This is a genomic window from Tenacibaculum sp. IB213877 (genome assembly GCF_034043975.1).
Taxonomy (GTDB): Bacteria; Bacteroidota; Bacteroidia; order Flavobacteriales; family Flavobacteriaceae; genus Polaribacter.
Map to the genome: position 1 here is coordinate 440,603 of NZ_JAXCHH010000004.1, position 20,691 is coordinate 461,293.

General features: G+C 32.6%; 18 protein-coding genes. 11 read left to right on the top strand and 7 right to left on the bottom strand.

Features of this window, described 5'->3' with window-relative positions; translation table 11 throughout:
* Positions 1–27: 27 nt before the first annotated feature.
* The 4 genes from gldL to topA form a co-directional block, all read right to left on the bottom strand.
* On the bottom strand, positions 28–672 hold the full coding sequence (gene gldL, locus SLH33_RS05430) for a gliding motility protein GldL (RefSeq protein ID WP_320418053.1): 645 nt from the start codon (positions 670–672) through the stop codon (positions 28–30).
* A gap of 55 nt (positions 673–727) precedes the next feature.
* Entirely contained in the window at positions 728–2,104 is a 1,377-nt protein-coding gene (gldK, locus tag SLH33_RS05435; RefSeq protein WP_320418054.1) for a gliding motility lipoprotein GldK, read from the bottom strand.
* A gap of 91 nt (positions 2,105–2,195) precedes the next feature.
* The gene (locus tag SLH33_RS05440; RefSeq protein WP_320418055.1) at positions 2,196–3,356 is read right to left on the bottom strand and encodes a formimidoylglutamase; all 1,161 of its coding nucleotides are present in this window, start codon (positions 3,354–3,356) and stop codon (positions 2,196–2,198) included.
* Between the two features lie 34 nt (positions 3,357–3,390).
* On the bottom strand, positions 3,391–5,874 hold the full coding sequence (topA, locus tag SLH33_RS05445) for a type I DNA topoisomerase (protein ID WP_320418056.1): 2,484 nt from the start codon (positions 5,872–5,874) through the stop codon (positions 3,391–3,393).
* 205 nt (positions 5,875–6,079) lie between these two features.
* Here topA and miaB point away from each other — a divergent pair, with 205 nt between their 5' ends.
* The 11 genes from miaB to SLH33_RS05500 all read left to right on the top strand — a co-directional run bounded on the left by miaB (position 6,080) and on the right by SLH33_RS05500 (position 16,975).
* The gene (gene miaB, locus SLH33_RS05450) at positions 6,080–7,534 is read left to right on the top strand and encodes a tRNA (N6-isopentenyl adenosine(37)-C2)-methylthiotransferase MiaB (RefSeq protein WP_320418057.1); all 1,455 of its coding nucleotides are present in this window, start codon (positions 6,080–6,082) and stop codon (positions 7,532–7,534) included.
* Between the two features lie 67 nt (positions 7,535–7,601).
* A complete protein-coding gene (locus tag SLH33_RS05455; protein WP_320418058.1) occupies positions 7,602–8,828 on the top strand; it encodes a sigma-54 dependent transcriptional regulator in 1,227 nt (408 codons plus the stop codon).
* Positions 8,829–8,849: 21 nt separating this feature from the next.
* Positions 8,850–9,356: an LptE family protein gene (locus SLH33_RS05460; RefSeq protein WP_320418059.1), complete on the top strand. Its 507-nt coding sequence runs from the start codon at positions 8,850–8,852 to the stop codon at positions 9,354–9,356.
* Entirely contained in the window at positions 9,350–10,060 is a 711-nt protein-coding gene (locus tag SLH33_RS05465; protein WP_320418060.1) for a hypothetical protein, read from the top strand. Before SLH33_RS05460 ends, SLH33_RS05465 begins: the two co-directional genes overlap by 7 nt.
* 5 nt (positions 10,061–10,065) lie before the next feature.
* Positions 10,066–10,401: a preprotein translocase subunit SecG gene (secG, locus tag SLH33_RS05470; RefSeq protein ID WP_320418061.1), complete on the top strand. Its 336-nt coding sequence runs from the start codon at positions 10,066–10,068 to the stop codon at positions 10,399–10,401.
* Between the two features lie 179 nt (positions 10,402–10,580).
* On the top strand, positions 10,581–10,856 hold the full coding sequence (groES, locus tag SLH33_RS05475) for a co-chaperone GroES (protein ID WP_320418062.1): 276 nt from the start codon (positions 10,581–10,583) through the stop codon (positions 10,854–10,856).
* A 99-nt stretch (positions 10,857–10,955) separates the two neighbouring features.
* Positions 10,956–12,590, top strand: coding sequence for a chaperonin GroEL (gene groL / locus SLH33_RS05480; protein WP_320418063.1), 1,635 nt, complete (start codon positions 10,956–10,958; stop codon positions 12,588–12,590).
* A 456-nt stretch (positions 12,591–13,046) separates the two neighbouring features.
* Entirely contained in the window at positions 13,047–13,655 is a 609-nt protein-coding gene (locus SLH33_RS05485) for a phosphoadenosine phosphosulfate reductase family protein (RefSeq protein WP_320418064.1), read from the top strand.
* Between the two features lie 10 nt (positions 13,656–13,665).
* On the top strand, positions 13,666–14,571 hold the full coding sequence (cysD, locus tag SLH33_RS05490; RefSeq protein WP_320418065.1) for a sulfate adenylyltransferase subunit CysD: 906 nt from the start codon (positions 13,666–13,668) through the stop codon (positions 14,569–14,571).
* Between the two features lie 101 nt (positions 14,572–14,672).
* Complete coding sequence (locus tag SLH33_RS05495; protein ID WP_320418066.1) at positions 14,673–15,917, top strand: sulfate adenylyltransferase subunit 1; 1,245 nt, start codon at positions 14,673–14,675, stop codon at positions 15,915–15,917.
* A gap of 107 nt (positions 15,918–16,024) precedes the next feature.
* Complete coding sequence (locus tag SLH33_RS05500; RefSeq protein WP_320418067.1) at positions 16,025–16,975, top strand: bifunctional helix-turn-helix transcriptional regulator/GNAT family N-acetyltransferase; 951 nt, start codon at positions 16,025–16,027, stop codon at positions 16,973–16,975.
* A gap of 141 nt (positions 16,976–17,116) precedes the next feature.
* Here the strand turns inward: SLH33_RS05500 and SLH33_RS05505 are convergent, their stop codons facing one another.
* The 3 genes from SLH33_RS05505 to SLH33_RS05515 form a co-directional block, all read right to left on the bottom strand.
* On the bottom strand, positions 17,117–17,836 hold the full coding sequence (locus SLH33_RS05505; protein ID WP_320418068.1) for a heavy-metal-associated domain-containing protein: 720 nt from the start codon (positions 17,834–17,836) through the stop codon (positions 17,117–17,119).
* Between the two features lie 31 nt (positions 17,837–17,867).
* The gene (locus tag SLH33_RS05510) at positions 17,868–18,224 is read right to left on the bottom strand and encodes a heavy-metal-associated domain-containing protein (RefSeq protein ID WP_320418069.1); all 357 of its coding nucleotides are present in this window, start codon (positions 18,222–18,224) and stop codon (positions 17,868–17,870) included.
* A 115-nt stretch (positions 18,225–18,339) separates the two neighbouring features.
* On the bottom strand, positions 18,340–20,580 hold the full coding sequence (locus SLH33_RS05515) for a TonB-dependent receptor (RefSeq protein ID WP_320418070.1): 2,241 nt from the start codon (positions 20,578–20,580) through the stop codon (positions 18,340–18,342).
* Positions 20,581–20,691 lie beyond the last annotated feature (111 nt).

Consider the following 20,691-nt stretch of genomic DNA (forward strand, 5'->3'; position numbering starts at 1 on the left):
AGTTTTAACGATTAATAAATTGACTAATTATTTTGTACCCATTGCAGTAAGCATTCCACCATATACTCCATTTAATGAAGATAAGTTTGTTGCTAAAGATTGCATTTGTTCTTGTAAACGTTGAGAATTTTCTACCATTGCAGTATTTAATTCTGCTTGTTTAGAAGCACTTTCTACTTGAGTTTGATATAAACTGTTTAATGAAGCCATTTGAGATGCTGCTTTAGACATTTGCTCATTATAGCTATTTGTTGCTGAAATTGATTGAGAAGCTGATGCTAATGGCTCAACAGCTCCTTGGAAATTTTTAATACTATCTCCTAAACGAGATACTAATTGCGCATCTAATTTAGCTTCTTGTAAAATATTATCTAATTTTTGTGATAATAAAGATTGAGCCTCTTCTGGTGTAGCCTCTTTTACTTTTTTACCTTTTCCTGATGAAGTTCCATCTGCTAATTCTGGATAAACTTTAGTCCAGTCAAGTTCATCTTCTACTGGTTCAAATGCTGATAATGCAAATACTAATGCTTCTACAGACATACCTACAATTAACATAAGGTTAGCTCCTGGAAAGTGCATAATTTTAAACAACGCTCCAGCAATTACAATTGCTGCTCCAAATCCATAAGCCATGTTAAACATTTTCTTAGTTGCTTTTGATTGTGCCATAATTTTTAATTTTTAATTTAAGGGATTTATAATTATTTATTTATGATATTCTTTATTAATTCTTTTTTGTTCCTAAGTAATCTTGCACTGTTCTAAAGCCTATGTAGCTTCTTGCTGTATCTGCATATTCCCAGTCACGAGAACCAACTTCTAAGAAGTAAGCTACATCTTTCCAAGAACCGCCACGTACAATTTTACGTTGGTTTTCTTTGTTTTCAACATTCGGGTTCATTGTTGAACCCATATAATAAGACATTTGATTGTAGGCTGTATTTGTCCATTCTGATACATTACCAGCCATATTGTACAATCCAAATCCGTTAGGGTTGTAGGACATTGCTTCAACTGTGTACAATGCTCCATCTGCTGCATAATCTCCTCTAACAGGTTTAAAGTTTGCTAAGAAACATCCTCTATCACTCGTAGTACTTGGACCTCCCCACGGATATTTAGCATAATCTAAACCTCCACGAGCGGCATATTCCCATTCAGCTTCTGTTGGCAGTCTAAATGCTGGTACTAAACCTAAATTTTTTCTAGTTCTTTGATATGCATTTTTCTTTTTTGTTCTCCAGTGACAGAAAGCTTTGGCTTGTTGCCAACTAACTCCTACAACTGGATACTCATCATATGCTTGATGTGCAAAATATTCTTGATGCATTGGATCATTATAAGAATAGTTAAAATCTTTAATCCAAACCGTTGTGTCTGGATATACGTTTAACACTTCATTTCTTAAGAAATCTTTACGGTTTTTTCCTGTACGTGCTGCTTCTTCATTATCAAACCAGTAATATCTATAATTTAAAAGCTTCGTATTAAAAGTTCTTACTCCATTTAAAGCTTCATCTTTTTTAATATACAAAGAGTCCATTACCTCTACATAATCTGCATCTGGATATTCTTCTCTATCCCAAATAATCTCTTCTTCCCAATTTAAAGGTTTTAAAGAGTCCATTCCTTCACCTAACTCATAATAATTTTCTCTCATATACTTTTCATAAGCAGACTCATTTATAGTATCTGTAGATGCAAAAGCATATAATTGAATACCTTGTGGCTTATCGCTTCCTGCTGTTGCAGGATCTCCTACTCCTACAGCAAATTCTGCTTGATAAGCTAGTTTTGTTCTAGTTATTGAGTCACGAACCCATTGTACAAAAGATTTATATTCGCTGTTAGTAACCTCTGTTTCATCCATATAAAAAGGCTGAACAGTTACTGTTCTTGTAGGCGCATTCATTGCTCCTAACGGATCTTCATCTTGTTTACCCATCGTAAACGAACCTCCTTTGATAAAAACCGTACCATATGGTTTTTCTGCAAACCATTTTCTTTTTGATTTTACGCCTACTAACTCTCCTCTATCGCCATTTGAACCACAGCTATAAATGATTGTTACCAATAATGTAAGTAATGCTACTTTCTTCATATTTTTTTTCTTAAAAGTTCGTAACTTTTATTTTAATTCCTTTTAAATTAAGGAACTAAATAATAAAGTACGAGGTGCAAATATAATTTTTTTACGTTAGCTTTTGCAATGCTTTATACCATCTATCTGGAATTTTTTGTTCCGTTGCTTTTTTATAATCTTGATATGCACATGGTATTAACGCATGTCTTTTGTATTTATTATCTGTTATTAAATTAATTTCCATCCACCATCGTCCGCTTTTATCACTCTTATAAAAATTAATTGGATCATCATCTTCTAACATTACACTAAACTTTTGATAGCTTTCTTTGGTTGAATAGGGATAATCTTTTGCTCTTTGATTTACTCCTTCAATAAAATACCAAATAGTTTGAGCAATTAAATTTGCTGTTTGGTGGTTTGTATCTAGTCTATTATTATACTCGTATATACCAAAAGAAGTTACTTTATCACTTATTCCTGCATAACGTGCTACAGCACAAACTTCTTCTCCATAAAAACCATTAGGTGAAGCATTGTTATTGGCTGGAGCCTCACTTTGTCGAATGCAACCTACATCTATACTTACAATGTCTGCATCCCGCATAATAGGCTCTACTAATTCTAAGTTTTTAACTTCTCCTAACCTGTATGCATCAAAATACAGCTTATTTAAAAGCTCTATTTCTTCTTGTGCATTAAAATAGGTTTGATAGCCTATATTGCTATAGTTAAATAAGTTATTTGGTTTTTGCATGATGATCTTACTCAAAAATGATCTTGAATTCAATTCATCATCTAACATACCTATGTCAAAACGACTATCAACAGCAACTAGGTTTACGGTTTGCTCTAATACGTCATATGCTCTATAGTTTGCATATGTTAAGTCTTGACTTCCCCCAATAAGTATAGGTATTATATTTTCTTTTAAAAGTGATGTTACTGTTTCTGTAACTGCAAAATAAGTATCTTCTACCCGATTTCCTTTTTCTATGTTTCCTAAATCGGCAATAGGTAAAGACCAATTTCCAGGAAACAACTCATAAAGTTTTTTTCTAATGACTGCAAAACCTTCTCCACAACCTTCATTATCTACCGCTCTTCTCCCTTCTTTTACACCCAATATAGCTATGGCAACTCCTTCTAAATCTGGAAAGCCATTTTGAGACGAGTGCAACCTAACCGTTTTTCCTAAACAGTTATCGGGCTGCAAAACAGTATTTGCATACACTCGTTCGTCTATTGGTGATAAAAAATCTTGATTCATTATTGGGGATTATGAATGAACGCAATATAAAAATTTATTTCTTTTTAGTGGATTTTCTAGTCGATTTTTTCTTTGGTGTTTTTTCTTCAATCATTTTTACAGCTTCTTCTTTTGAAAGTTTTTCAATTTCAGTGGTTTTAGGTAGCTCTACCTTAACTTTTCCCTTGATTATATTGAAACGTCCCCAACGTGCTTTTTCTACTCTTACACCAACATCTTCCCAATTATGGATAACTTTTTCGCGTTCTTTCTTCTTTTTATCTTCAATTAACTCTTCTAAATCTGACTGTGACAAGTTATCAAAATCATATTTTTTGTTAACGTTAATAAAAATACTATTCCACTTTATAAAAGGACCAAAACGACCAACTCCTTTTTGAATAGGTAATTCTTCATAATAACCAATGGGAGCATCAGCTTTCCGTTTTGCTTCAATTAACTCAATTGCTCTATCTGTATCTACTGACATTGGATTTTCTCCTTTATCTAAAGAAACATACATTTTTCCAAACTTTACAAAAGGACCATATCTACCATTTGAAACAACAACTTCTTCTCCTTCATATGTACCAATAGTTTTTGGCAGTTTAAACAGATCCATTGCTTCTTCAAAAGTAATAGTAGACATATTTTGATCTGCTTGTAAACTAGCAAACTTTGGTTTTTCTTCATCAGAAGCCTCTCCTATTTGAATCATTGCCCCATAACGCCCTAAGCGCACGTATACGTTTTTACCAGTTTCTGGATCCTCACCTAGCAAACGTTGCCCGCTTGCTCTTTCAGCATTTTGTTCAACATCTTTAACCGTTGGATGAAAATCTTTATAAAAATCTTTAATTACAGATGTCCAATTCTCTTTTCCATCGGCTATATGATCAAAATCACTTTCTACTTTTGCGGTAAATCCGTAGTCTAAAACTTTTGAAAAATTCTCTACTAAAAAATCATTTACAATATTACCTATATCTGTAGGCATTAATTTTCCTTTGTCTGCTCCAACTTTTTCCGTCAATATTTTTTCAGAAACTGAATTTTCTTTTAAAACCAATTGTGAGTAATCTCTCTCAACTCCATCAGCTGTTCCTCTTTCAACATAACCTCTCCTTTGTACTGTAGAAATTGTGGGAGCATAAGTTGATGGACGACCAATACCTAGTTCTTCTAAACGCTTAACTAAAGAAGCTTCTGTATATCTTGCAGGCGGACGCGTATATCTTTCTGTAGCCGTTATATAATCATTAATTAAGGTTTCATTGATCTTCATAGCAGGCAACATTCCATCTTGTTCAACATCTTCATCATCTGTCCCTTCTAAATATACTTTTAAAAAACCTTCAAAAGTGATAACTTCTCCGTTGGCTGTAAATTGTTTATCGTTTTTGTTATTACTAATTTTTACATTAGTTCTCTCTAATTTTGCATCACTCATTTGAGAAGCTAACGTACGCTTCCAAATCAAACTATACAATCTGTTTTGATCAAAATCTACTGAAACCTCATGTTGCTCCATATTGGTAGGACGAATAGCTTCGTGAGCTTCTTGTGCTCCTTTAGCTTTAGTGTTGAAGTTTCTTGGCTTACTATATTCTTTTCCGTAGGACTTTACAATTTCTTCTTTAGCCGCATCAATTGCTTCTCCAGATAAATTAACACTATCTGTTCTCATGTAAGTTATGAGTCCTGCTTCATACAAACGTTGTGCTACCATCATAGTTTTAGCAACCGGAAAACCTAACTTACGTGAAGCTTCTTGTTGTAACGTTGATGTAGTAAAAGGTGCTGCTGGCGATTTTTTTGCAGGCTTTTTTTGTAAATCTGCAACTTTAAAATCGGCAGACAAACATGAATTTAGAAATGCTTCAGCTTCTTCTTTTGTGTCAAAATTCTTTGGAAGTTTTGCTTTGAATTTTTTCCCATCTGTATTTTCAAATTCTGCATCTATACGATATGAAGCTACAGGTGTAAAATTTTCTATTTCTCGTTCACGCTCTACGATTAATCTAACAGCTACCGATTGCACTCTACCTGCAGATAAACCTGCTTTTACTTTTCTCCATAAAACCGGAGAAAGCTCATACCCAACAATTCTATCTAAAACTCTTCGCGCTTGTTGCGCATCTACTAAATCGTAATTTATAGAACGTGGATTTTCAATTGCTTTTAAAATGGCGTTTTTAGTAATTGAGTTAAAAACAATACGTTTCGTATTTTCATCTTTCAATTTTAATTGTTCTGCTAAGTGCCACGCAATAGCTTCTCCCTCACGATCCTCATCGGAAGCTAACCAAACAGTTTCTGCTTTTTTTGCTAAATCTTTTAGTTTTTTTACAACCGATTTTTTATCTGAAGAAACAATATATTTTGGCTCAAAGTTTCCATCTACATCAACCCCTAATTCTTTTGAAGGTAAATCTGCAATGTGTCCGAAACTTGATTCAACCTGAAAATCTTTTCCTAGAAATTTTTCTATTGTTTTTGCTTTAGCCGGTGACTCAACAATCACTAAATTCTTTGCCATGTATCTTTTCTAAATTATCTTTTTTACACCATATATAATGATGCTTTTAATCTGCAAAAGTAGAGAGTTTTTTTTTATTGAAACTCTTTTTAAAAGAATTAACGCGAATTTAAACCACATTTTGCCTGTTAAATTTATGACAATTTGTCACAAAATAACATTTTTGGTTGTATCTTTGCGCCCTATTTAGCACGATTTACGATTTATGGAACAGATTGAAAAAGTAATTGACGAAAAAAAACAAGGCAAGCCTTTATTAACAGAGCAAAAGCAAGGTAACACTAAAAAACTTTTTATTGAAAGTTATGGTTGCCAAATGAATATGAACGATAGTGAAATTGTTGCCTCAATTTTAGCTGAACAAGGTTTTAATACTACTTCTGATATTAATGAAGCAGATTTAGTACTCGTTAACACTTGTTCTATCCGTGAAAAGGCAGAAACTACCGTTCGTAACCGACTGCAAAAATACAATGCTGTAAAAAAAGTAAACCCAACAATGAAAGTGGGTGTATTAGGTTGTATGGCTGAACGTTTGAAAGCGAAGTTTTTAGAAGAAGAAAAAATTGTTGATTTAGTAGTAGGACCTGATGCTTATCGTGATTTACCTAATTTAATTGAAGAAGTTGATGCCGGTAGAGATGCCGTAAATGTAATTTTATCAAAAGAAGAAACCTATGCAGATGTTTCTCCTGTTCGTTTAAATTCAAATGGTGTTTCAGCATTTGTATCTATTACTCGTGGTTGTGATAATATGTGTACGTTCTGTGTTGTCCCGTTTACACGTGGTCGTGAGCGTAGTCGTGATCCACAAAGTATTATTCAAGAAATTCGTTCTATGCAAGAAAAGAACTTTAAAGAAATTACTTTGTTAGGGCAAAACGTAGATTCATATTTATGGTATGGTGGCGGATTAAAAAAGGATTTTGATAAAGCCTCTGAAATGGCAAAAGCTACAGCGGTAGATTTTGCTCAGTTGTTAGATATGTGTGCTGTTGAGTTCCCTAAAATGCGTTTCCGCTTTTCAACATCGAATCCGCAGGATATGACCTTGGATGTGATTCATGTTATGGCAAAACACAAAAACATTTGTAAATATATTCATTTACCGGTACAAAGTGGTAGTAACGCCATGTTAAAAGCCATGAACCGTCAACATACACGTGAAGAGTATATGGAGCTAGTGGATAACATTTACAAGATCATTCCTGAAATGGCGTTAAGTCAAGATATGATTGCTGGTTTCTGTGGAGAAACCGAACAAGACCATAAAGACACTCTTGATCTCATGGAGCATGTAAAATATAGCTTCGGATTTATGTTTGCTTATTCTGAAAGACCAGGAACATTAGCCGCTAAAAAAATGGAAGATGATGTGCCCTTAGAAATAAAAAAACGTCGTTTACAAGAAATCATTGACCTACAACAAGAACACAGTTTATATAGAACACAAGAAAATGTAGGTAAAATTCAGGAAGTTTTAATTGAAGGGACTTCTAAAAAGAACCCTAATGAATGGAAAGGACGTAACACACAAAACACCGTAGTTGTCTTTCCAAAAGAAAACTATAAAATGGGTGATTTTGTAAACGTTAAAATTGAAGATTGTACTTCTACTACCTTAAAAGGAATAGCAGTAGGGTATTCAGATAACAACTAATTTTTGAAAAAAGAAATGAGAGATACGATATTTCTCTGTTCTTTTTTCTCTATTCTAGAAGAAGAAAATGGAAAGTTTACAAGCAGTAAAACAACGATTTGGTATAATTGGTAATGATATACAGCTCGATCGTGCTATTGAAAAAGCGGTTCGTGTTGCACCTACAGACATATCGGTTTTAGTAACTGGTGAAAGTGGTGTGGGAAAAGAAAATATTCCCAGAATCATTCATCAATTATCACATCGTAAACACGCTAAATATATTGCTGTAAACTGTGGTGCCATTCCTGAAGGAACTATTGACAGCGAACTCTTTGGTCATGAAAAAGGTGCTTTTACCGGAGCTACAGCTACCCGTAAAGGATATTTTGAAGTAGCAGACGGTGGAACCATTTTTTTAGATGAAGTTGGAGAACTTCCTTTAACCACACAAGTGCGTTTATTACGCGTTTTGGAAAATGGTGAGTTTATAAAAGTTGGTTCTTCACAAGTTCAAAAGACCAATGTAAGAATTGTTGCTGCGACTAATGTTAACATGCAACAAGCTATATCTAAAGGGAAATTTAGAGAAGATTTATACTATCGATTAAGTACTATTGAAATTTCTCTGCCTCCACTTCGTGAACGTGGTGAGGATATTCATCTATTATTTAGAAAATTTGCTGCAGATTTTGCTCAAAAAAACAGAATTCCGGCTATTCGCTTAAATGATAATGCTGCAAGAATGCTGCAAAATTTTCGTTTTCCGGGAAACATTCGTCAGTTAAAAAATATTGCCGAACAAGTTTCCATCATGGAAGAAAACAGGATTATATCACCAGAAATTTTAACCCATTATTTACCCAATTATTCTTCAAACTTACCAGCTGTAGTTGGCAACAACAATTCTCATAACGACTTTGCTACTGAGCGCGATATTATGTACAAAATTCTGTTTGATATGCGTAATGATATTAACGACCTAAAAAAGTTGACCTTAGACTTGATGCAAAGTGGTAATATCAAAGAAGTAAAAGAAGAAAATAGAGGTTTAATTCAGCGTATTTACAATGATCAAGATGAAGATTTTGAGCAAGATATTGAAGTAGTGCAAATATCTAAAAATGACCCTCAAAATAATTTTGATTTTGCTGAAACTATCGAAGAAGATGAAAGCTTATCCTTGCAAGAAAAAGAAATTGAAATGATAAAAAAATCATTAGAAAAAAATAATGGTAAACGCAAGTTAGCTGCTAAAGAATTAGGCATTTCTGAACGTACTTTATACCGAAAAATCAAACAATACGAGTTGTAACAATTTTGTTATTTTTACCTTATGCAAAAACTTATCAATCTTTTTTTATCATTAGTAGCAATTGTAGCTTTTGTTGCATGTGGTGCTTACTCTTTTACTGGAGGTAATACTGGAGACGCTAAAACTATTCAAATAGATTTTTTCCCTAACCAAGCACCTTTAGTAGAACCTGTTTTAAGTCAACGATTCACGCAAGATTTAAGAGATCTCTTTACCCGACAAACAAACTTAACACTAGTAAACACTGGAGGCGACTTACATTTTGAAGGTGAAATTGTAGACTACAGAATTACTCCAATGAGTGCTACTGCAAATCAAACAGCTGCACAGAACCGTTTAACAATTACAGTAAATGTGCGTTTTATGAATAGATTAAAAGAAGAAGATGATTTTGAAAAGCGTTTTTCTTTTTATTTTGATTATGGAGCAACCGAACAATTAACTGGTGGTGTTTTAGAGAGTGCCTTAAATGAAATTTTAGAAAGAATTAATCAAGATATTTTTAATGCTTCAGTAGCAAAATGGTAAAGTCAGATTTTTTAAATATTATTTCAAATTCTAACAACATTGAAGCATCACTATCCAAAGAATTGAAAAAGATAGTAGATGCACATCCGTATTTTCAACCTGCACGTGCCTTGTATTTGAAAGCCTTAAAAAATCAAGAGAGTTTTAAATATAATAACGAATTAAAAGTAACCGCTGCTTATACTACAGATAGAACTATCTTATTTGATTATATTACCTCTTTCGCATTTAATAAAGTTACAAAATCAAAACCTACAAATACAGCAACAACACACCAAAATTCAAATATAGAAACGGTTAAAGAACAATTACATATTGGTAAGCCTATACCTTTTACCAAACATGAAACACATTCTTTTCAACAATGGTTGCAGCTATCTACCCATACACCCATTATTAGGACTCAAACACAAGACAACGCTTTTACCAAACAAAAATCTATTAAAGAAGAAATCATTAATCGTTTTATAGAAAGTAATCCTAAAATATCTCCTATAAAAAAGAATACAACATTGCATTCAAAGCCAGCAGAAAACGAGTCTCAACCCTTGTTAATGACTGAAACTTTGGCAAAAGTATACCTTGAACAAAAAAAATACGATAGCGCTATCAAAGCTTATGAAATTTTAAGTTTGAAATATCCAGAAAAAAGTGGTTTCTTTGCAGACCAAATAAAAAGAATACAAATTTTACAAAAAATATAAATCTTATGTATTTACCTATTTTAATATTGATTTTAATCGTTGCTGCAGCATTGATTTTAATTGTTATGGTGCAAAACCCTAAAGGAGGAGGTCTATCTTCAACATTTGGTGCAGGTGGGCAAAGTATTGGTGGTGTACAAAACACCAATAACTTTTTAGATAAAACAACATGGACCTTAGCAATTGCTATGTTTGCCTTAATTTTATTATCAAACTTTGCTATTGACAGAGGCAATGGTGCAAATGCTCCTCAATTAGAGGAAACCTTAGAAGGTGTTGAAGCTACTGCCCCTGCACAAACAGTAACTCCAGATACTACAACTAAAGATTCTGTACAATAATATCTTTGTACTAACAACATAAAAAAATGCCAACGAATGACACGTTGGCATTTTTTATTGCCTCAATTTTTAGTCGTAAATTCGAGCGACGAAAAATTGTCAGTTTTTTTGTATTGGCATAATTTCTGTCAAAAATCATATCGTAAAAATTAAATAGATTAATCAAAATTTATACATAAATGGGATTAAACATTAAACCTTTAGCAGATAGAGTTCTTGTAGAACCAGCTGCAGCAGAAACTACTACCGCTTCAGGAATTATTATACCTGACAACGCCAAAGAAAAACCTCAAAAAGGAACCGTAGTGGCTATCGGAAATGGAAAAAAAGATGAGCCTTTAACAGTTAAAGTTGGTGATACTGTTTTATACGGAAAATACTCAGGAACAGAATTAAAATTTGAAGGAAAAGATTATTTAATGATGCGTGAAGCTGATATTATGGCTATCATTTAATTATCTACCTGTCATTCCGCACTTGATGCGGAATCTCTTTATTCAAAACTAACATTAACAAGATTCCTGCCTACGCAGGAATGACAAAAACAAGAAAAAATGGCAAAAGACATAAAATTTGATGTAGAAGCACGTGACGGATTAAAACGTGGTGTAGACGCATTAGCAAATGCAGTAAAAGTAACTTTAGGTCCTAAAGGACGTAATGTAATTATTTCTAAAACTTTCGGAGCACCTCATGTTACTAAAGATGGAGTTTCAGTAGCTAAAGAAGTAGAATTAGAAGATGCTCTTGAAAACATGGGAGCTCAAATGGTAAAAGAAGTAGCTTCTAAAACCAATGATATTGCTGGTGACGGTACTACTACTGCTACCGTGTTAGCACAAGCAATTGTTAAAGAAGGATTAAAAAACGTTGCTGCGGGAGCAAATCCTATGGATTTAAAACGTGGAATTGACAAAGCTGTTGAGGCTATTACTGCCGATTTAGAAAAACAAGCCAAAGAAGTTGGTAATTCATCTGAAAAAATCCAACAAGTTGCTTCTATCTCTGCAAATAACGATCAGGTTATTGGTGATTTAATTGCTACCGCTTTTGGTAAAGTAGGTAAAGAAGGTGTTATTACTGTTGAAGAAGCAAAAGGAACGGATACATATGTAGATGTTGTGGAAGGTATGCAATTCGACCGTGGATACTTATCTCCATACTTTGTTACTGATGCTGATAAAATGATTGCTGAGTTAGAAAATCCATATATTTTACTTTTCGATAAAAAGATTTCTAACTTACAAGAAATTCTTCCAATTTTAGAGCCAGTTGCACAATCAGGAAGACCTTTATTAATTATTGCTGAAGATGTTGACGGACAAGCATTAGCTACATTAGTTGTTAATAAATTACGTGGTGGATTAAAGATTGCTGCGGTAAAAGCTCCTGGTTTTGGTGATCGTAGAAAAGCAATGTTAGAAGACATCGCTATTTTAACTGGTGGTACAGTAATTTCTGAAGAAAGAGGTTTCTCTTTAGAAAACGCAACGTTAGATTTATTAGGAACTGCTGAAACAGTAACTATTGATAAAGACAACACAACAGTGGTAAACGGTTCTGGTGATGCTGCATTAATCAAAGCTCGTGTAAACCAAATCAAATCGCAAATTGAGTCTACAACTTCTGATTACGATCGTGAAAAACTACAAGAGCGTTTAGCTAAATTAGCAGGTGGTGTTGCTGTGTTATATGTGGGTGCGGCTTCGGAAGTTGAAATGAAAGAGAAAAAAGACCGTGTAGATGATGCATTACACGCAACGCGTGCCGCTGTTGAAGAAGGTATTGTTGCTGGAGGTGGTGTTGCTTTAGTACGTGCTAAAAAAGTATTAGAAAGCGTTAAAGCTCTTAATAATGATGAAGCTACAGGTATTCAAATTGTAAATAAAGCTGTTGAATCTCCATTACGTACCATTGTTGAAAATGCAGGTGGTGAAGGTTCTGTTGTTATTAATAAAGTGTTAGAAGGTAAAAAAGATTTTGGTTATGATGCAAAATCTGAAGAGTATGTAGATATGTTAAAAGCGGGTATTATAGATCCTAAAAAAGTAACGCGTGTTGCTTTAGAAAATGCAGCTTCTGTAGCTGGTATGATCTTAACTACCGAGTGTGCTTTGGTAGATATTAAAGAAGAAAATCCTGCTGCAGGAATGCCTCCAATGGGTGGTGGAATGCCTGGGATGATGTAAAAACCTTTTTACATAAAATTATTAATGAGACTGAGTGAAAATTCAGTCTCATTTTTTTTAAATTATTCAAAAAATATACTTCATAATTGTAGATTTTATAAAAGTGATAAAAAAATTATTCTAAGCCTACTTTCATCCCCACACATTCTCCTACTACTTTCATATTATATGTATATTTGACCGATTCAAAAAATTCTTTAAAAAGTATATTTAATAGTGATATTAAACCAAATAGCTGACAAAATATAAAGAAGATTTTTACTTTGAATCTCCCTTAACGAAACATAGTCAAATAGGTAAATAGGAAAATACTAGAAATCATACATACTATTACAATATCTTAAACAATAACAGGAATAATAAATATCGTGTTATTTAGAGACATAAAATTACTATCTAAAACAATCTTATATTCCCTTTCATAAAAGGGATTGGAATCTTATAAAAAGAGGTAAAATGAATTTAGAACACATCAATAAAGAATTACAACAAAAAACACCTGAAGAAATTGTTACATGGGCATTATCAATAGCTAAAAAACCAGTAGTTACTACTAATTTTAGACCTTATGAAGCTGCTATTCTTAATTTAGTAACAAAACAAGATGAGAACATTAAGGTTATTTGGTGTGATACTGGTTATAATACACCACAAACCTATCGTCATGCAGAAGAAGTAATTCATCAACTTCAGTTAAATGTGCAACTATATGTACCAAAACAAACCGTAGCCCATAGAAATATAACCTTAGGTTTACCAACCATAGAAGATCCTAACCATGCTTTATTTACAGAGCAAGTAAAATTGGAGCCCTTTAATAGAGCTATGGCAGAACACCAACCAGATGTTTGGTTTACTAACTTACGTAAAGGTCAAACAGCTTTTAGAGATAGTATTGATATCGTTTCGAAAAGTAAAGACGGTATTATAAAAGTAAGTCCTTTTTATCATTGGTCAGATGAAGACTTAGATACTTATCTAACAGACAATAATTTACCAAACGAATTTAAATATTTTGACCCCACAAAAGTAGAAAACAACAGAGAATGTGGTTTGCACATTTAAAAAGAATATTATGAACAATAATATATTGAGAGTAGGAACCTTAGAAAGTGAAGCAATATATATTTTAAGAGAAGTAGTAGCACAATTTGAAAAACCAGTGTTATTATTTTCTGGAGGAAAAGACAGTATTACGTTAGTAAGACTAGCACAAAAAGCATTTTACCCAGCTAAAGTACCTTTTCCGTTAATGCACATTGATACTGGTCATAATTTCCCTGAAACTATTGATTTTAGAGATCGTTTAGTCAAAGAACTAGGCGTTGAACTTATCGTTAGAAATGTTCAAGACAATATTGATGCCGGTAAAGTAAAAGAAGAAACTGGCAAATATGCCAGCAGAAACATGTTACAAACAGAAACATTATTAGATGCTATTGAAGAATTCGGCTTTGACGCTTGTATTGGAGGTGCCCGTAGAGATGAAGAAAAAGCTAGAGCAAAAGAGCGTATTTTTTCTGTAAGAGATGATTTTGGGCAATGGGATGAAAAAAATCAACGTCCTGAGCTATTCGACATGTTAAACGGACGTATTGATTTAGGTCAAAATGTTCGTGTATTTCCAATTTCTAACTGGACAGAGTTAGATGTTTGGTCGTACATTCAAAAAGAAAAAATTGAAATTCCATCTATTTACTTTGCCCATAAAAGAGAAACTTTTGTAAGAGACGGTTTAATTTGGTCTGCTAATGATGAAGTGGTGTATCGTGAAGAAGATGAGAAAGTTGAAGAGCGTATAGTACGTTTTAGGACAGTAGGTGATATGAGTTGTACCGCTGCAGTACTTTCTGATGCAACAGATATCAATGCTGTAGTTAATGAAATTAAAGCATCAACAATTTCAGAAAGAGGTGCAAGGATTGATGATAAACGCTCAGAAGCAGCCATGGAAAAACGTAAACAACAAGGGTATTTTTAAAATTTTCTTTTGAAAATTTCACTTTAAGCTATGTGCTTAAAGACAAATTAAGAATTAAAAATAGCCTATAGCAATTAGCTTACGGCTCACAGCATAAAAATATGAACGTACTAAAAATAGCAACCGCAGGAAGTGTAGATGACGGAAAAAGTACATTAATTGGTAGAATTTTATACGATACCAAATCATTAACGGAAGATAAATTACAAGAAATAGAAAATAAAAGTAAGCAACGTGGTTTTGATTATTTAGATTTTTCTTTAGCCACGGATGGTTTAGTTGCCGAACGCGAACAAGGAATAACTATTGATGTTGCTCATATTTATTTTTCAACCAATAACACCAGTTTTATTATTGCAGATACACCTGGTCACGTAGAATATACGCGTAACATGGTTACTGGTGCTTCAACCTCTCAAGCATCCATTATTTTAATTGATGCTAGAAACGGAGTGGTAGAGCAAACCTATCGCCATTTTTTTATTAACAACCTTTTACGTGTAAAAAACATTGTAGTAGCCGTTAATAAAATGGATTTAGTTGATTATTCAGAAGAAAAGTTCAACAGTATTAAAAACGAGATTCTTGCTTTAGCTGAAAAAAGCGACTATCAAAATCAGAATATTCATTTTGTACCAATTTCTGCATTGCACGGAGATAATGTAGTAATCAACTCAAATAATATTAATTGGTATAACGGAAAAAGCTTGTTAGATTATCTAGAAAACATTGAAGTAAATGATCAAGAAAATGCACAAGCTCGTTTTCCTGTACAAATAGTAATTCGACCTAAAACTGAAGAATATCACGATTACAGAGGTTACGCTGGTAAATTATACGGTGGCGATTTAAGTGTTGGCGATGATGTTATAATTTTACCTTCTGAAACTACATCAAAAGTAAAAACCATTGAGTTTTTTGACAGTGAATTTTCAACCGCTAAAAGTGGAAGTTCAATTACCCTTACTTTAGAAGATGATGTAAATATTAGCCGTGGAGATATGATTGTTAAAAACGGAGAGCAACCTCATATTACCAAACAATTAAAAGCTACCATTTGCTGGATGGATAAAACGCCATTACAAGCTTCCAATAAATACTACATTAAACACGGTATTAATGATGCACAAGCAAAAATTACCAGTTTAACATCGTTAATTCACACCGATTTTTCTGGAAAAGAAGAAAACCCAAAAGAATTAGCTTTAAACGAAATTGGCGAGATTAGCTTAAAAGTGAGTAAACCTTTGTTTGTTGACAGTTATAAAAATAACAAAGCTAACGGTGCTTTTATTTTAATAGATGCTAAAACCAATCACACAGTGGGAGTAGGTTTTATTAAATAATAAACTGAATCATACATTAAAAAAGCAACTTTAAGTAAGGTTGCTTTTTTATTTTTAATCAAAATTCAATATATTTGTAACTGGTTACGTAAATTAAAACATTAATTATGGATTATGATGAAATTGGCGAAATGGCCTTAGGTAGTAGATTAAGAGCTTTAAGTAATTTAGTTACGGAAGATGCTCAGCAAATCTATCAACTTTACAATGTAGATCTGAAACCTAAATGGTTTCCTGTGTTTTATTATTTATCAAACCACAAAGAAGCAAAGCCTATTACTATAATAGCCAATGAAATTGGTCACTCTCATCCTTCCGTTATTAAAATAGTTAAAGAAATGTCTAAAGCGGGTTTGGTTGAAGAAAAAAAGGATGAATATGATGGACGAAAAAACAACATTTCATTAACTCAAAAAGGAATTAAAGTATCCACACAAATTCAAGAGCAATATTCAGATGTTGAACAAACCATTAAAAACATATTAAGTAAAACAAAAAACAATCTTTGGTTTGCTATTCAAGAATTTGAATACTTATTGGGTCAAAAATCTCTTTATGAACGGGTTTTAGAAGAAAAGAAAAAAAGAGAATCTGCTAACATTAAAATTCTTGAATATTTACCAGAACATCATTCAGCGTTTAAACAACTTAATGAAGAATGGATTAAAACTTACTTTAAAATTGAAGAAGCAGATAGAAAAGCATTAGATAATCCTCAAGAATATATATTAAATAATGGAGGAAAAATACTAGTAGCTGTAGAAAATAATGAGATATTAGGCGTATGTGCTTTAATTAAGATGAATGATATAGATTACGATTATGAACTTGCTAAAATGGCCGTATCTCCTAAAGCAAGAGGCAAAGGAATTGGTTATTTATTAGGAAAATCAATCATTGAAAAAGCTAAATTTTTAGGTGCTAAATCCTTGTATTTAGAGAGTAATACCATATTAAAACCTGCCATTGCTTTATATAATAAATTAGGATTTAAAAAAATAGTAGGACATTCAACTCCTTATGAAAGATGTAACATACAAATGGAACTAAAATTATAATATACTAACTTTTGAAGTTACTATTTTTCATCTGCTAAAACAACCTAGTTAGTTAAACATTAAATCTTCTTAATTTTCTATTATAAAAAGAAAAAACTCCCAAATAATATTTGGGAGTTTTTTTGTTTATCTCCGTTAAAATTAAATCAACATTAACACAGCCATTATCAACATAATTAAATTTTCTATAAAAGTTGCTTCTGTCATAGGTAAATTTAAAGCTGTTCCTAAACAAGCACATCGAATTGATTTTTTATCTACGAGTGTTTTTGTTACTCCGTAAGTGGTGACTCCAAGTACAACTATAGTAATGATGAGAGCTATTTGTACATTAAACCTCATCAAAAACATTAATCCTAGAATAGTTTCAATAAAAGGATACATTTTAGCGTAAATAGGAATTTTCTTTGCTAATGGATCATACATTCTAAACGAATCTGGAAACCCCTTTAAATCTAACATTTTAAAAAAACTAAAAACTATAAAAAATAGCCCCATGAAATCGAGCATGAAGGATTGCCAACTCCAATTTTTATAGTTTAATAAAATTCCTGCAACTGAAATATAAAATAATATTAAAAACAAGGGTTTTAACTGTTCTATTTTACTTTTTTGCTCATCTACAAATGTAAATTCTTTATCAGGTTCACCACTTTCTTTTTGCAAGCTTATTGAATATTTACTAGGCAACGCTTTTTGCAAAATGCTAGTATCTACATGATTCTGCATGGTTATATCTGCTTCTCCTTGTTCTAGGTTTACTAAAACTTCAGTAACACCGTCAACAGCTAGTAATTTTTCTGTAACAGCGGTCTTACAATTCTGACAAGTCATACCAGTAATTTGGTAGGTATGTTTCATATCATCTATTCTTTGTGGTTAGAACTCTTTTTTAATGCTCTTCTTGTATTTCTTCATCCCTATATTTACAACATCCGTGTAAATTATCATAATTTTCTTGAGTTGCTTTTATTTCTTTAGTATCGTGCCCTACTTTAGCTATGTTTTCGCAAATCATTTTTTTACTTGTTTTACGTTCATCCATAATTAAAGTTAACTGATGAGATTCTACATCCCAATTTGCAAACTTTACCCCTTTGGTATTTAAAGCAGCTTTTTCAATACGCTTTTTACACATCATGCAAACGCCGTCAACTTCAACGGTTATTTTAGCATTTTTATTCTTTTTTTGTGCTTGTACTGAAACTACCATCAGTAACATAACAGCAATGGTCAATAATTTTTTCATTTTTTCTATTGTTTTTTATCATTCCTGACTTTCAACTATCACTCAAGATAAACTTTAACAGGAATCTTGTTTATTAATTATGAGATTCCGCATCAAGTGCGAAATGACAGATTACTTATTTTATTTTAAATCTAAACCCTGCGTAATAACTGCTGCCAAAAATTGGAGCATATATAATTGTACTATCAAAATTTACTCCAAAAGGATCATCTGCTCCTAAAATAGGATTTTTTTGTTTGTAATTGGTAATATTCTCCCCTCCTACATATACTTCAAACTTGTTTGAAAACACTTTGGTTACTTGTGCATTCACCATACTATATGGTTTAGAATATGCAGCTAATAATCCATTTGTATTGGGTAAACGTTGTTCTCCTATAAAATTATAGGTTGTATCAAACTTCCATTGTCCTCCATTATCTTTTTTACTTGTTTCATACGAAGCATTTGCAAAAAATCGATGCTTTGGCTGAATGGGTTTTGATAAGTTACCCGAAACATAATCGGTAGAAACGTCAAAAAACTTATATGCTGCTCTTACATCAAATTGATGAAATGGTTCATAATTAACTTCAACCTGAAAACTATTTGCAATGCTATTTCCATCTAAATCATAAAAAGAGATTTCCTGAGTCCCGACTCCTCGGGATTCCCAATCAACTACTACCTGATTTATAAAATTGGTTTGGTAAAAATCAAAAGTAATATCTCCTTTTTTGTTAAATAAGTTGAATCCTTGCAAGTATGAAACTCCATAATTCCACGCAGTTTCTGGTGTTAAGCCGTAAATATTTCCTCCTGAAGAATTGATATTTATAGTTCTTGAAGAAGCAAATAATTGCTGATTTTCTGCAAAGATATTTGCACTTCTTTTTCCTCGTCCTACTGAAGCACGTAACACTCCTTTTTCCCATGGAACATAACGTAAATGTAAACGCGGAGTAACGAAAGTTCCTAATAAATTATGATAATCTAAACGTAACCCTGCTGTTAAGCTAAAGTTTTCTGCGTTGTCGTATGCATATTCAAAAAAACTACCTACTGAATTTTCAGTACGTTGGTATGAGTTAATATCTACTAGCTCATCATAATTATCATGCGTAAAACTTAGTCCTGTTTTAAATTTATGTCGCGTATCACCAATAATTGAGTTAAATATAAAGTTTGAATACACACTTTGGTGTTCAATGTTATAATCTCTTAACCCAAAATACGATTCTTGGTCGTGATTGCTATACGCCAACTGTAACCCCATACTTTGAAAAGGTAACTCCGGGAAAACATATCCAACCTTAGCAGAAGCGTCAAAACGTTGTGTTTTGATTTCACTACCCCAAGCATTAGTTGTTTTTTTATCGGTAGCCGGATCAAAATTAATTTGACCCGTTTGCTTTTCATCATTCATAAAGCGAACATTTAAAAAGCTAACCCACCCCATTTCGTTATTTGCATACTGCCAGCGATTCATTACGTTTATCTGTTCTGCTAACGGAGCATCTAAGAACGTATCGTTGTTTTTATCAAACTTTTCTCCACGATAATTTCCATGTACATACAAACCAGTTTGCCATTTATCATTTAACTTCTGATTAAAATGCGTATTCAATTCTAATCTTCCGTTTAAATTTCCGTAGCCATTTACAAAGAATTTGTTATCGGTTAACGGTTTTACTAATTCTGCGTTTATTTGTCCAGAAATACTTTCATATCCATTTACTACACTTCCTGCTCCTTTGGTAATTTGAATACTTTCAATCCAAGTTCCTGGAGTAAATGTAAGTCCGTATACCTGTGAGGCTCCTCGAACCATTGGAATATTTTCTTGCGAAATCATTAAATACGGACTATTCAAACCTAACATTTGAATTTGCTTGGTTCCTGTTAACGCATCAGAAAAATTCACGTCAATTGACGGATTTGTTTCAAAGCTTTCCGCTAAATTACAACAAGCTGCTTTTAACAATTCATCACTATTAACTATAAATACATTCTGTGTTTGTAAATATGATTTTGCTGTTGCTTTTTTCTTTGTTGTAACCGAAACCTCATCTAACGTATTTTCTTCGGTAATAAAATGATGAAGTGGCTTTAAACTGTTAACTTCTATAGTATCGGTTTTATATCCAACAAAACTTACCACAAGTTTTTTATATTCTGGTTTATACGGAATTTCAAACCATCCTTTTTCATTGGTTGTTGTACCTACCGAAGTATTTAACCAATACACATTGGCTCCAAAAACTCCTAAATTGTCTTTTGAATTGTTTTTATCCATGATCATACCACGGAAAGTTTGTTGTGCGAATAATGGCACAACCATCAGCGTAAATACACTGAATAAAATATATTTTTTCATTATTGTTTTATCATTAAAATTTTACTTTGATCATCTTTGTCATTCCTGCAAAGGCAGGAATCAAAAATTAATCACATCTAAGAATTATGAGATTCCCGTTTATACGGAAAT